Genomic DNA, 13,028 nt, shown 5'->3' on the forward strand with positions numbered 1-13,028 from the left:
TCACTACCCCAGCGTCCGAGCCCAGTCGGCCGGCACCCGCCCCGCGGGCCCCGGCGCCGGCTGGTCCGAGGGATGGCTGGCCGGTGGCGCGAGTTCCGGCCCGGCTTCGTACATCTCGTTCGTCGCGAAGTCCCAGTACCAGCCCTCACCCGGCTCGAAGCTCTGCACCAGCGGATGACCGGTCTCCCGGAAGTGACCGGTGGCGTGCTTGCCCGGCGACGAGTCGCAGCAGCCGACATGGCCGCACTGCGCACAGCGGCGCAGATGGAACCACCATCCGCCGGCCGCGTCGCACTCCACGCACCCGGCGCCGCTCGGCGGAACGCCCGGCTCGATTCCGTCGATCGCGTTGTCGCTGGTCATGCCGGCTCCTCGGGTGCTGTGTCGGACTCCGCGGCCGTGAGCGGGAGAAGGACCTGGAAACGGGTGTCACCCGGCTCGGACTCGACCTGGAGCGTGCCGTGGTGCTTGTTGACGACGATGCGCCAGGAGATGTCCAGGCCGAGCCCGGTGCCCTCGCCCACCGGCTTGGTGGTGAAGAAAGGGTCGAAGATACGGCCGCGGACGTCCTTGGGGATGCCGGGGCCGGTGTCGCGGAACTCCACCAGCAGCCGGTCGTTGTCGAGGGCCGTCCGCACGGTCAACGTGCCCTCCCCGCCGGTACCGTTGATGGCGTGGACCGCGTTGTCGATCAGGTTCGTCCACACCTGGTTGAGCTCCGCCGGGTACGCCGGGATCCGCGGGACCTCACGGTCGTACTCCTTGACGACCTTGATCCGTGGCCCGATCTTGCCCGACAGCATCAACAGGGTGCTGTCGAGGAGTTCGTGAACGTCGGCGACCTGGTACGGGGCCCGGTCGAGCTGGGAGTACTGCTTGGCGGCGCCGACCAGATGGGAGATCCGGGTGGTGGAGTCCTCGATCTCGTCCATCAACAACTCGGTCTCGACCGTGTAGTTGAGCCAGCCGATCGCGCTCGGCAGCATGTCCTCGTCCACGGCCGCCGCGACCTGGTCCAGCCAGTCGATGTCGAGCCCGGCCTGGACGAAGGTGGGCGCGATCCGCCAGCCCTCGGGAATGTCGTGGTCGTCGAGCCAGTCGGTGACGACGTCCTCGCGGTCCGATGCCTCCAGGGGACTCAACGAGGGTGCCTTGGCGACGCGTTCGGCGGTGCGTTCCTGGATGTCGATGAGGTTCGCCAGGGTCTCCGGCGAGAACGAGCCCGCGGAGATCACCCGCAGCTTGTGCCGCATCTTGCCCACGCGTTCACGCAGCGTCGCGGTCGCCCGGACGGCCGCCGCCGCGGGGTTGTTGAGCTCGTGGGTGAGGCCGGCGGACAAGGAGCCCAGTGCCAGCAGCCGTTCACGCTGCCCGATGACCCGTTGCGTGCTCTTGGCCCCGAAGAACAGCCCCTCCAGCAGATGCACCGCCATCGGGAACCACTCCCGCATGAAGCTCGCGAACGTCTCCGCGGGCAGCACGAAGAACCGCGTCGGTTCCGTGACGCGCATCGAGTTGTTGTATCCCTGCCGCACTCGGTCACCGAGATACGCCTGCATGGCCCCCGAGTACACCCCGCGCTGGGAGGTCCGGTTGACCTCCACGTCGTCGCCGCCGACCCGGCGGGAGAGCACGACCGTGCCCTCGATCATGACGTAGAAGCAGGTCGCGGGCTCGCCCTCGGTGTAGACGGGACCGGGCTCGAACCTCTCGATTCGTCCCTCGCTGCACAGCCGTCCGAGCTGCTCGGGGGAGAGCTTCTCGAACAGGAACAGCGAGCCGACCTCCTGCGGGCTGCAGGGCATCACCTGCCCGCTCACGACTGCTCCAGATACCGGTGGACGAGCATCACGGCCATGGCTCCCTCTCCGACGGCGGACGCGACCCGCTTCGCCGACTCGGCACGGGCGTCGCCCGCGACGAACACGCCGGGAATGCTGGTCTCCAGGTGGTACGGCGGCCGGTCCAGCTCCCAGCCCGCGGGCGGTCGCCCGTCGGGGGTCAGGTCGGGTCCGGCCAGGATGAACCCGTGCTCGTCCCGCAGTACCGTGCCGTTCAGCCAGTCGGTCAGCGGGGCCGCGCCGATGAAGACGAACATCCACTGGGCGTCGACCAGTTCGGTCCGCCCGCTGTCGACGTCGCGCAGCGTCAGCTGCTCCAGGTGCCCGGAGCCGTGCGCGGCCTCCACGACCGTGCGGCAGCGCACCGAGATGTTCGGCGACTCCTCGATCTGCTGGATCAGGTAGTGGGACATCGACGCCGTCAGCGACTCCCCGCGCACCAGCAGGGTCACCGACTTGGCGCCGCGGGCCAGGTACATCGCCGCCTGCCCCGCGGAGTTGGCGCCGCCGACGATGTACACGTCGTGGCCCTGGCAGGAGGCCGCCTCCGTCAGGGCCGAGCCGTAGAAGACCCCACAGCCCGTCAGGTCGTTCGTGCCGGGCGCCTGGAGCTGCCGGTAGGAGACGCCGGTCGCCAGGATCACGCTGTGCGCGGCGACCGCCGAGCCGTCCGAGAACCGTACGACGCGCGCGGCGCCGTTGATCTCCAGTCCCGTCACGTCGCGGGCGCTGAGGATCTCGGCGCCGAACTTCGTCGCCTGCCGTCGGGCCCGGTCGGTGAGCTGGGCTCCCGACACGCCGTCGGGGAAGCCGAGGTAGTTCTCGATGCGGGAGCTCTGCCCGGCCTGCCCGCCGGTCGCCGACCGCTCCACGAGCACGGTCCGCAGCCCCTCGGAGGCCCCGTACACGGCCGCGCCGAGCCCGGCCGGGCCGCCGCCGATGACGACGAGGTCGTAGAAGTCCGCCTCGGGTGTGGTGGCCAGCCCCACTCGCGCGGCCAGCTCAGGGGCCTCCGGTTCGACCAGGGGTGTGCCGTCCGGGGTGATCACGAGCGGCAGCCGCGTCGCGTCCTGCCCGGCCGCCGCCAGCAGGCGCTGCCCCTCGGGCTCGTCCGCCGAGTACCAGCGGTACGGCACCTGGTTGCGCGCCAGGAACTCCCGGACGTCCGAGGAACGCGCCGACCAGCGGTGTCCGACCACCTTGGTGGCGGGCACGGGCCGGTAGTCGCTGCTCCGCCATGCCTGAAGGAGGTCGTCCAGGACCGGGTACAGCTTCTCCTCGGGCGGGTCCCACGGCTTGAGGAGGTAGTGGTCGAGGTCGACGACGTTGATCGCGTCGATCGCCGCGTTCGTGTCCGCGTACGCCGTCAGCAGCACCCGCCGGGCGCCCGGATACACGTCCAGGGCCTGTTCCAGGAACTCGATGCCGTTCATCTGCGGCATCCGGTAGTCCGCCAGGATCACCGCCACCAGGTCACCGCGCAGCTTCAGCTCGCGCAGCGCCTCCAGCGCGGACTCGCCGGACTCGGCGCGCACGATCCGGTACGACTCGCCGTAGCGCCGTCGCAGGTCCCGGGCGACGGCCCGGGACACCCCCGGGTCGTCGTCCACGGTCAAGATGACGGTCCGCGCTGCGTCCGCGGCCTGTGTCATGCGTCTCCCACCCGAGATCGGACTCACGGCACGGTGAAACCCGTGGTCGTGCAGCCACCGGGCCGGTTCCCGCCCATCGTATGTTCGATCGAGCCGCTTCGCTCACGTATGCGGGAGCCTGCCGGGAGGTCAGCCCCGGCGCGGTGCGAGCACGCAGAACTCGTTGCCCTCGGGATCCCTGAGCGTCACCCACGGCTGCTCGCCCTGGCCGACATCCGCGTGGCGCGCGCCGAGGGCGAGAAGGCGGGCCACCTCGGCCTCCTGGTCGTCCGGCCGGAAGTCGAGATGGAGGCGGTTCTTGACGGTCTTGCCCTCCGGTACCGGCGCGAAGTTCAGTCCGGGAAGGCTGTCCTTCTCCGGCCGGATCTCGAACTCGTCGGGGAGGTCACCCACGACCACCCATCCCAGCGCCTCCGCCCACCAGCGGCCCAGAGCGGCCGGATCGGCCGCGTCCACGACAACCTGCTCCCATTCCAAGGTCATGACGGCAAGGCTAGTGAAAACTGGGTACCGGCACGGGGAACACCACACTAGGAGGCCGGCAGCATGACGCGCCCGATCACGGCAGGGGTCGACGGAACCGAGGAGAGCCTGGCCGCGTTGGCCTGGGCAGGCCGGGAGGCGGTCCGACGGGGGCTGCCGCTGCGAGTGGTGCACGCCTGGCGGTACGAGCCGCACGAGGTGGTGGAGGCGGCGGACCCCGACGTGCAGGCCGGATGGGCCAAGGAGGCGGTGGGCGAGGCCGCCCGCACGGTCACCGAGCGGCACCCCGACCTCGAGGTGTCCACGGACGTGCTGACGGGCACCGACGTGGACGCGCTGGTCGCCGCGGCGGCGGAGGCCGAGATGCTGGTGCTCGGCTCACGCGGGCACGGCCGGCTGGTCGGCTTCCTGGTCGGCTCGGTCGGCCAGCAGGTGATCGTGGAGGCGGCACGGCCGGTCGTGCTGGTGCGTGCGGGCGACGAGCCCTCCGGCGAGGCCGGCGGGCGCGAGATCGTCGTGGGCCAACAGGGCGGCCCTGAGGACAGCACCGAGGTGCTGCGGTTCGCGTTCGAGGCGGCCGCGGCGCGCGGCGCGACCGTGCGTGCGGTGCGGGCCTGGACCTTGCCGCCCGTCTTCGCCTACAGCCCCGGCTCGCTCAAGCTCCTCGACGAGGCCGGCGGCCTCGAACCGTACGAGAAGAAGGCCCTGTCCGCGGCACTGCAGCCGTTGCGGGACCGCTTCCCCGACGTGCCGGTCGTCGAGCATGTGGAGATGGGCAGCGCCGGGCAGGTGCTGCTGTCGGTGGCCGTAAACGCCCAGCTGGTGGTCGTCGGGCGCCGCGCCCACCGGACGGCCGTCGGTGCCCGCATCGGCTCGGTCGCCCATGGCGTCCTGCATCACGCGGGCTGCCCGGTGGCCGTGGTGCCGCACGTTTGAGTCAGTCGGCGGAGGGGGTGGGCTGGAGCGTCTCGCGCGCCTTGGGAAGGATGTTGTTGATGTAGTCCTGGACGACCGTGTCCAGCCCGATGTCGTGCTGGGCCCGCTCGGACAGGTACCAGCGGTGTTCCAGCAGCTCGTGGTAGATCTCGGCCGGGTCCATGGAGCCACGCAGTTCGAGGGGCACGGCCCGCACGGTGGGGCGGAAGACGTCCCGCACCCAGCGGTGGGCGAGCACCTCCGGGCGGGCCGCGAGGGGGTCGCCCGGGGCGTAGTCGTCCTGGGTGGCCATCCAGGACTCCAGGTCGCCGAGGAGCCGGCGGGCCTGGTTCTCCTCGGTGTCCAGGCCGGTCAGCCGCAGGAGCTGGCGCTGGTGGTGGCCGGCGTCCACGACCTTCGGCACGAAGGTGACGGTGTCGCCGTTGGAGGAGTGCTCGATCTGCATCTCGGCCACGTCGAAACCGAACTCGTTCAGACGGCGGATCCGGCGTTCGATGTAGTGGTACTTGCCCGCGGGGTAGACGGACTTGCGGGTCAGTTCCTTCCACAGGCGCCCGTAGCGCGCGCAGATCTCCATGCCGAACTCGATCGGGTCCACGGACGGGTGCAGCGCCCCGGACGCCTCCAGGTCGAGCAGCTCGCCGCTGATGTTCACCCGGGCCAGGTCCAGGTCGTAGTCGCGCTGCCCGGTGCTGAGCTGCGGGTGCAGGTCACCGGTCTCCGCGTCCACCAGATACGCGGCGTACGCGCCCGCGTCGCGCCGGAAGAGCGTGTTGGACAGAGAGCAGTCGCCCCAGGCGAATCCCGCCAGGTGCAGCCGCACCAGCAGCACCGCCAGGGCGTCCATCAGCCGGTGCATCGTCGCGGGCCGCATCGTCGTCTCGAACATCGACCGGTACGGCATCGAGCCGCCGAGGTGCCGGGTGATCAGCACCGGCTCCAGGGGCGCGTCGCCCGCGTCGGTGCGTCCGGTGACCACGGCCAGCGGGTCGACCGCGGGGATGCCGAGCCGGTCCAGGTCGCGCAGCAGCTCGTACTCGCGCAGGGCCGGGCGCTCGGCGAGCTCCTTGACGGCGATCACCTCGTCGCCGGCACGGGCGTAGCGCACGACGTGGCGGGAGATGCCGCGCGGCAGCGGCACCAGGTACTCGTCGGGCCACTCCTCCAGGGGGAGGTGCCACGGCAGTTCGAGCAGGAGCGCGGGGTGCTCCGGGTTGGTCGCGCTGATCTGCAGTGCCATGGGTCGCGTGTCCTCATCTTGCGTCGCGTACTGCCTCGCCGGTGATCGTCACCTCACTTTAGAGCGCGCGCTCCCTGGCCTGAAGTGCCGCTTCACGGACCGGACCGCGGTGCGCGGGCCCGTGCCCGGGCAGCAGCAGGTCGCCCGCCAGTCCTTCGAGTACGTCCAGCGAGGCCACGGCACGGGCCCGCTCGTGGTGGAACATGTCGGGCAGCAGCTGCGGACCCTTGATCCGCGAGGTGGGGTGAGCGCTCACCAGGGCGTCGCCCGAGATCACCACTCCGGCGTCCGGGAGGTGGAAGGCGGCGTGTCCGTCGGTGTGACCGGGCGTGTGCACCGGGACGGGCCGGCCGGGCAGATCGAGCGGACCGGTCGCCGGGAACGACTCGGGCGAGGCGACCGGGACCGGGACGGTGCCGCCCGAGCGGATCGCGTGCACGGCCCACGGCAGGACACCGGGCCGCCAGCCGTTCCTCAGGACCGTGCCGACGCTCACCTGGTGCAGGAACTCCCGCCGGGCGTGCGGCACTTCGGCCTCGTGCAGGTAGACGGGCATGCCGTACGCGGCGCGCAGATGCTCGGCGGAGCCCAGGTGGTCGTTGTGAGCGTGCGTGATCAGCACGGCCGTGACCGCCTCCGGTGAACTGCCCACCTCCGCAAGGGAGCTGAGAAGCTGCTCCCGGTCGCCGGGGTATCCGGTGTCGACCAGCGTGGCGGAGTCGCCCTCCGTGAGGATCACCCAGTTCGTGTTGCTGCCGTGCACCAGATAGGTGCCGTCGGCGACCTGCTGCACATCTGCCCGCATGATCGTCCCCGCGTGATGAGGTCCGGCTCGACGGGGACAGCAAAGCAGATGATCACAGGGCCGGAACCAGCGGGTGAGCCGGGGATCGGGTGCACCCCGATCAAGGGCAAGAGGCCGCCTCCGGCACCGTCCGCCGGAGGCGGCCCCCGCGCGCCTTCGAAGCGGCCGCCTCTCCGCCTCGGCGCACGCCGTCCTGGCGCGTCACTGCACGCCCGGCGGCCGGAACTGGATGCTGATGCGCGGTCCGGCGGCGCGCGTGGTCTTGGGGATGGAGTGCTCCCAGGTCCGCTGGCAGGAGCCGCCCATCACGATCAGGTCGCCGTGCCCGAGCGGCCGTCGGACCGTGTCCCCGCCGCGCATCGGTCGCAGCAGCAGGTCGCGGGGGGCGCCGACCGAGAGGATCGCCACCATGGTGTCCTCGCGGGCGCCCCGCCCGATCCGGTCGCCGTGCCAGGCCACGCTGTCCCGGCCGTCGCGGTAGTAGCACAGCCCGGCCGTGGTGAAGGGCTCGCCCAGTTCCTCGGCGTAGCGCGCGGACAGCGACTCGCGGGCCTTGGCCAGCAAGGGGTGCGGCAGTGCGTCGTCGGCCCCGTAGAACGCGAGCAGTCGAGGTACCTCGACGACGTGGTCGTACATCTTCCGGCGCTCCGCCCGCCAGGGCACTTCGGAGGCCAGCTGCTCGAACAGCTCGTCCGAACCGCTCAGCCAACCGGGCAGCACGTCGATCCAGGCGCCGAGGCCGAGCGCGGTGCGGCGGATCCCGTCGAGGGGGCCGAGGCGGAGCTCGTCGGTCTGGTCGAAGAGGGAGCCCTGGAGATGCCTGGTCATGAGACCAGCGTACTCCTTAATCGAATATTTGTTCCTATGGGGTGCGAGTTCTCGGCCGGTGGCGTGCGGGTGCTCGGGTCAGGCTCTTTCGATACATCGCTGTATTGGATACATTCCCGTATCGAACGGAGGTTCTGACATGGCGGTCGAGGAGACGACCAGGCGCGTGACCAGGCGTCGCGTCCGCACGCGGGCCAACCTGCTGGACGCCGCCTTCGCGGTCTTCGCCGCCAAGGGCTTCGGGCGGGTCTCGATCGAGGAGGTCTGCGAGGCCGCCGGCTACAGCCGGGGCGCCTTCTACTCGAACTTCGACAGCCTGGACGAGCTGTTCTTCGCCCTGTACCGGCAGCGGGCCGACCTGATCGCCGAGCAGGTGGCCGACGCCCTGGCCCTGGACGGACCCGAACTCGACGTGCCGGCGTCCGTGGACCGGGTCACCGAGGTGCTCCTGCTCGACGTGGACTGGCTGCTGGTGAAGACGGACTTCCTGGTGCACGCCGCCCGCGACCCGGCCGTCGCGCACTCCCTGCTGCAACACCGGGAGCGGCTGCGGCGGGCCATCGAGGACCGGCTCGCCCGGGCCACGGGACACACCGCACTGCCCGCCGTGCTCGACGGCATCGAGGGCGCCGCCCGCGCGGTCGTCGCCGCGTACGACGGAGTCACCACCCAACTGCTGCTGGACAAGGACGTCGAACGCGCCCGCGTCTGGCTGGGGCAGTTGCTCACCGCGCTGCTGACCGACGGCAGCGGCACACCCGGACAAGACCCCCTGAGACCCCAATGAGAAGGGCAACGGTCGCCATGGATGCGGACGTCATCGTCGTCGGAGCCGGACTCGCGGGCCTGGTCGCCGCGCACGAACTGACCAGCCGGGGCCGCAGGGTCGCGCTGGTGGACCAGGAGAATGCCGCCAACCTCGGCGGGCAGGCGTTCTGGTCCTTCGGAGGGCTGTTCCTCGTCGACTCTCCGGAACAGCGGCGCCTCGGCATCAAGGACTCCTTCGACCTCGCCTGGAACGACTGGCAGGGCAGCGCGCAGTTCGACCGGACCGACGACGAGGACTCCTGGGCGGTGCGCTGGGCGCGCGCCTACGTCGAGTTCGCGGCGGGCGAGAAGCGGTCCTGGCTGGAGGGGCACGGCATCAAGTTCCTGCCGACCGTCGGCTGGGCCGAGCGCGGCGACCTGACGGCCCACGGACACGGCAACTCCGTACCCCGCTTCCACATCGCCTGGGGCACCGGCACCGGGGTCGTGGAGCCGTTCGTCGAGTACGCCAAGCAGGCCGAGCGCGACGGGCTGCTCACCTTCCATCACCGCCACCAGGTCGACGAACTCGTCGTCGAGGAGGGCACGGCGCGTGGGGTGCGCGGCACTCTGCTGGAGGAGGACGACTCCCCCCGCGGTGTCGCCTCCAACCGTGACCGCGTGGGCGACTTCGAGCTCACGGCCCGGGCCGTCGTCGTCACCACCGGCGGCATCGGCGCCAACCACGACATCGTGCGCCGGTACTGGCCGGAGCGGCTCGGCACCCCGCCCGCCGAGATGGTCACCGGAGTGCCCGCCTACGTCGACGGCCGGATGCTCGACATCAGCGCGAACGCCGGCGCGCGCCTGGTCAACCGCGACCGCATGTGGCACTACACCGAGGGCCTGCAGAACTGGGACCCGATATGGCCGGGCCACGGCATCCGCATCCTGCCCGGCCCGTCCTCGATGTGGTTCGACGCCCTCGGCCGCCGCCTGCCCGAGCCGTGCCTGCCCGGCTACGACACTCTCAGCACGCTCAAGTACCTGCGCACCACCGAGGACATCGCGGAGCACGACCACTCCTGGTTCATCCTCACCCAGAAGATCATCGAGAAGGAGTTCGCGCTGTCGGGCTCCGAGCAGAACCCCGACATCACCGCCAAGGACCGGGCCGGCTTCCTGCGCACGCGGGTGCTCGGCAAGGGGGCGCCCGGCCCCGTGGACGCGTTCCTGCGCAAGGGCGCGGACTTCGTGTCCGCCCCGAACCTGGAGCAGCTCGTCGAGAAGATGAACGCACTGACGGACAAGGCGCTGCTGGACGCCGCCGGGATCCGGCGCCAGATCGAGGCCCGCGACCTCCAGATCGCCAACGCCTACAGCAAGGACGCCCAGGTGCAGGGCATCCGCAACGCCCGCCGCTACATCGGCGACCGCCTCGGCCGTGTCGCCACCCCGCACCGCATCCTCGACCCGGCCGCCGGGCCCCTCATCGGCGTCAAGCTGCACACCCTCACCCGAAAGACCCTCGGCGGCATCCAGACCGACCTCGACTCGCGCGCCCTCGGCACCGACGGCAAGCCCCTCGACGGTCTGTACGCGGCGGGCGAGGTGGCCGGCTTCGGCGGTGGCGGCGTCCACGGCTACAACGCGCTGGAGGGCACCTTCCTCGGCGGCTGCCTCTTCTCCGGGCGGGCGGCGGGGCGGGCCGCCGCCCGGCAGACGGCCTGACCGCTACGGCCCGTCTCCCTCTCCCTGAAGGAGGCGGGCCAGCACGGCGGCGTGGCTGTGGTCGGGGGACTTGGCGGCGGTCAGCAGGGTCGTGGTGGATGTGGCGGCCAACTCCCTGACGTGATCGAGCAGTTCGACCGCCTCCGGAGCGGCCAGCTCGGCCTCGTACCGCCGGCTGAACTCCTCGTACGACCCCTCGCCCGCGTGGTACCAGCGGCGCAGCTCGGTCGACGGGGTGAGGGCCTTGGGCCATTCGTCGACCCGTGCCGCGTCCTTCGACAGGCCGCGCGGCCACAACCGGTCGACCAGGACGCGCACGCCGTCCTCCGGCTCGGGCGGTTCGTAGACGCGGCGCACGCGCACACTCACGGGCGGACCTTTCTCGAGCGGGCCAAGGTGCCGGGAGCGTATCGCCGTGATCCGCCGTGTCCGGTCCACGCAACGCGCCTTGACCCGACCGAGGGCGATCCACGAGGCCGTCGGCCCTAGCCTGAGGCCGTCGGCCCCCCACATGTAGGAGCGCTCGTGCCGCAGCCCGTCAGACGTACCGCCGTTCTCCGCCGCGAAGCCGTGCTCGCCACCGTCCCCGTCGCCCTCGCCGCCCTGCTCGCGGCCGCCGGACCCGCGTCGGCGGCGACCATCGGCACTTCCGGCGTCGGTGACCCGTACTTCCCGCTCGCCGGCAACGGCGGATACGACGTAGGCCACTACGACCTGACCCTCCGTTATGACCCCGGCAACGGCCGGCTCGCCGGCAAGGCCGTCCTCACCGCCCGCGCCACCCAGCGGCTCACCCGCTTCGACCTCGACCTCAACGGACTCAAGGTCACCGGCCTCACAGTCGACCACGCCAAGGCCGGGCACACGCGTGACGGCCAGGAACTCGTCGTCACCCCGCGCCACGCCCTGCGCAAGGGGCAGAAGTTCCGGATCGCCGTCACCTACGAGGGCAAGCCCGGCCCGGTCACCGACCCGGACGGCTCGCTCGACGGCTGGATCCCCACCGACGACGGCGCCTTCGTCGCCGGGGAACCCCAGGGGGCCATGACCTGGTTCCCGGCGAACAGCCACCCCACGGACAAGGCGTCCTACGACTTCACGATCACCGTCCCCAAAGGGCGGACCGCCGTCGCCAACGGCGTCTTCCTCGGCGAGCGCACCGCACACGGGCAGAGCACGTTCCGCTGGCGCCAGCGGGAGCCGATGGCGGCCTACCTCGCCACCGCGACGGTCGGGAAGTTCGAGGTGAGGCAGTACACCACCCGCGACGGCATCCAGGTCTACGACGCCGTCGACCCCCGTGAGGCCGAGGCCGCGGCACCCGTCCTGAAGCAACTGCCCTCCGTACTGGAGTGGGAGAGCAAGCTCTTCGGCCCCTACCCCTTCCGCGCCGCCGGCTCGATCGTGGACCGCGCGCCGAACGTCGGCTACGCGCTGGAGACCCAGACGCGTCCCGTCTACGACGCGGCGCCCGGGCTGAGCACCCTCGTCCACGAGAGCGCCCACCAGTGGTTCGGAGACTCCGTCACCCTCACCTCCTGGAAGGAGATCTGGCTCAACGAGGGCTTCGCGACCTACGCCGAATGGCTGTACAGCGAACAGCACGACGGCACGACCGCCCAGCAGACCTTCGACGCGCTCTACGACCGCCCGGCGAGCGACGGTCTGTGGGCCTTCCCGCCCGGCGACCCCGGCAGCGGCGCGAACATCTTCGGCACCCCCGTCTACGCCCGCGGCGCCATGACCCTGCACGTCCTGCGCAAGGCCGTGGGGGACCGGGTGTTCTTCCGGATCCTGCGCGCCTGGGCCGCGGAACACCGCGGCGGCCACGGCACGACACCGCAGTTCGTGCGCCTCGCGGAACGGGAGTCCGGGAAGGACCTGGGCGATCTGTTCCGGACCTGGCTGTACACGGAGGGCAAGCCGGCCAAGCCGTAGCACCGAGAGGGCCGGATCGACACAACAGGTCCTGGAACCTGACGAGTTCCTCACAAGTGTCGGTCAAGATCGATCCATGATCGGACACCGGCCTTCCGCCGCGTTGCTCGCCGCGTCGCTGCTGCTCACCGGATGCGGCGGCGGCGCGGCGGCGGTCTCGGACCACCGGCCCGAGGCCGCCCCGGTGACCAGCGTGCCCGTGCCTTCCCCGGAGATCTCCGTCCAGAAGGCTCCGCGACAACTGCCCGGTCTGGGGCCGAAGACCCTCGCGCAGGTCCCCTCCAGCGCCCGGCAGGCCGTCGTGGTGACCGGCAGTCGGAAGGACTCCCCGAAGTCCACGGTTGTGCTGTACGAGCGCACCGCGGCCGGCTGGGAGGCCGCCGGGGAGAGTTGGCCCGCGCACAACGCGCTCAAAGGCTGGACCGATCACCACCGGGCCGGCGACCTGCGCTCGCCCATCGGGGTCTACACCCTCACCGACGCCGGCGGCCGGCTCCGCGACCCCGGCACCCGGCTGCCCTACGACCACGGCAGCGGGTTCACGGCGACCGGAACGGGGTTCGAGGGGGAGCCGCTGGCCGGGTCCTTCGACTACGTGATCGCCGTCAACTACAACCGCAGGCCCGGTACTTCACCATTGGACTGGACCCGGCCGCTCGGCGCGGGCCGCGGCGGCGGCATCTGGCTGCACGTCGACCACGACGGCCCCACGCAGGGCTGTGTCAGCATCAGCAGGAAGCACATGAAGGAACTTCTGCTCGCGCTCGACCCGGACCGCCACCCCGTCGTCGTCATGGGCGACGCCACGTCCCTGACCCGCTGAGCCC

Annotated in this window: 13 protein-coding genes; 5 read left to right on the forward strand and 8 right to left on the reverse strand. The window is 71.3% G+C overall.

What is annotated here, in order from left to right; genetic code table 11:
- Positions 1–3 precede the first annotated feature (3 nt).
- The 4 genes from ACWBNA_RS13430 to ACWBNA_RS13445 form a co-directional block, all read right to left on the reverse strand.
- Positions 4–363 (reverse strand): UBP-type zinc finger domain-containing protein, encoded by a 360-nt coding sequence (locus ACWBNA_RS13430; protein WP_482704551.1) that lies wholly within the window; start codon positions 361–363, stop codon positions 4–6.
- The gene (locus ACWBNA_RS13435) at positions 360–1,820 is read right to left on the reverse strand and encodes an ATP-binding protein (RefSeq protein ID WP_482704552.1); all 1,461 of its coding nucleotides are present in this window, start codon (positions 1,818–1,820) and stop codon (positions 360–362) included. The genes ACWBNA_RS13430 and ACWBNA_RS13435 overlap by 4 nt, the downstream gene beginning before the upstream one ends.
- Positions 1,817–3,493 (reverse strand): NAD(P)/FAD-dependent oxidoreductase, encoded by a 1,677-nt coding sequence (locus ACWBNA_RS13440; protein ID WP_482704554.1) that lies wholly within the window; start codon positions 3,491–3,493, stop codon positions 1,817–1,819. Before ACWBNA_RS13440 ends, ACWBNA_RS13435 begins: the two co-directional genes overlap by 4 nt.
- A gap of 129 nt (positions 3,494–3,622) precedes the next feature.
- Positions 3,623–3,976, reverse strand: a complete 354-nt coding sequence (locus ACWBNA_RS13445; protein WP_482704556.1) for a VOC family protein — start codon at positions 3,974–3,976, stop codon at positions 3,623–3,625.
- A 63-nt stretch (positions 3,977–4,039) separates the two neighbouring features.
- Between ACWBNA_RS13445 and ACWBNA_RS13450 the strand changes: the two genes are divergently transcribed.
- The gene (locus ACWBNA_RS13450) at positions 4,040–4,912 is read left to right on the forward strand and encodes a universal stress protein (protein ID WP_482704557.1); all 873 of its coding nucleotides are present in this window, start codon (positions 4,040–4,042) and stop codon (positions 4,910–4,912) included.
- Between the two features lies 1 nt (position 4,913).
- Here ACWBNA_RS13450 and ACWBNA_RS13455 read toward each other — a convergent pair whose 3' ends face one another.
- From ACWBNA_RS13455 to ACWBNA_RS13465, 3 genes are all read right to left on the reverse strand, one after another.
- Positions 4,914–6,152 (reverse strand): DUF4032 domain-containing protein, encoded by a 1,239-nt coding sequence (locus ACWBNA_RS13455; RefSeq protein ID WP_482704558.1) that lies wholly within the window; start codon positions 6,150–6,152, stop codon positions 4,914–4,916.
- Positions 6,153–6,210: 58 nt separating this feature from the next.
- Positions 6,211–6,957: an MBL fold metallo-hydrolase gene (locus ACWBNA_RS13460; RefSeq protein WP_482704559.1), complete on the reverse strand. Its 747-nt coding sequence runs from the start codon at positions 6,955–6,957 to the stop codon at positions 6,211–6,213.
- A 201-nt stretch (positions 6,958–7,158) separates the two neighbouring features.
- Complete coding sequence (locus tag ACWBNA_RS13465) at positions 7,159–7,785, reverse strand: alpha-ketoglutarate-dependent dioxygenase AlkB (RefSeq protein WP_482704560.1); 627 nt, start codon at positions 7,783–7,785, stop codon at positions 7,159–7,161.
- A gap of 139 nt (positions 7,786–7,924) precedes the next feature.
- Between ACWBNA_RS13465 and ACWBNA_RS13470 the strand changes: the two genes are divergently transcribed.
- Positions 7,925–8,572 carry a TetR/AcrR family transcriptional regulator gene (locus ACWBNA_RS13470; protein ID WP_482704561.1) on the forward strand — a complete coding sequence of 216 codons (648 nt, stop codon included), beginning with the start codon at positions 7,925–7,927 and terminating at the stop codon, positions 8,570–8,572.
- A 17-nt stretch (positions 8,573–8,589) separates the two neighbouring features.
- Entirely contained in the window at positions 8,590–10,263 is a 1,674-nt protein-coding gene (locus ACWBNA_RS13475; RefSeq protein WP_482704562.1) for an FAD-binding dehydrogenase, read from the forward strand.
- A gap of 3 nt (positions 10,264–10,266) precedes the next feature.
- On the opposite strand, the gene ACWBNA_RS13480 is transcribed toward ACWBNA_RS13475, so the two are convergent.
- Positions 10,267–10,632, reverse strand: a complete 366-nt coding sequence (locus ACWBNA_RS13480; RefSeq protein WP_482704563.1) for a DUF488 domain-containing protein — start codon at positions 10,630–10,632, stop codon at positions 10,267–10,269.
- Positions 10,633–10,788: 156 nt separating this feature from the next.
- On the opposite strand from ACWBNA_RS13480, the gene ACWBNA_RS13485 reads away from it, so the two are divergent.
- Positions 10,789–12,201, forward strand: coding sequence for a M1 family metallopeptidase (locus ACWBNA_RS13485; protein ID WP_482704564.1), 1,413 nt, complete (start codon positions 10,789–10,791; stop codon positions 12,199–12,201).
- 76 nt (positions 12,202–12,277) lie between these two features.
- Positions 12,278–13,024, forward strand: coding sequence for a L,D-transpeptidase family protein (locus ACWBNA_RS13490; RefSeq protein ID WP_482704565.1), 747 nt, complete (start codon positions 12,278–12,280; stop codon positions 13,022–13,024).
- Positions 13,025–13,028 lie beyond the last annotated feature (4 nt).

The sequence above is a fragment of the Streptomyces sp. Q2 genome (assembly GCF_056820935.1).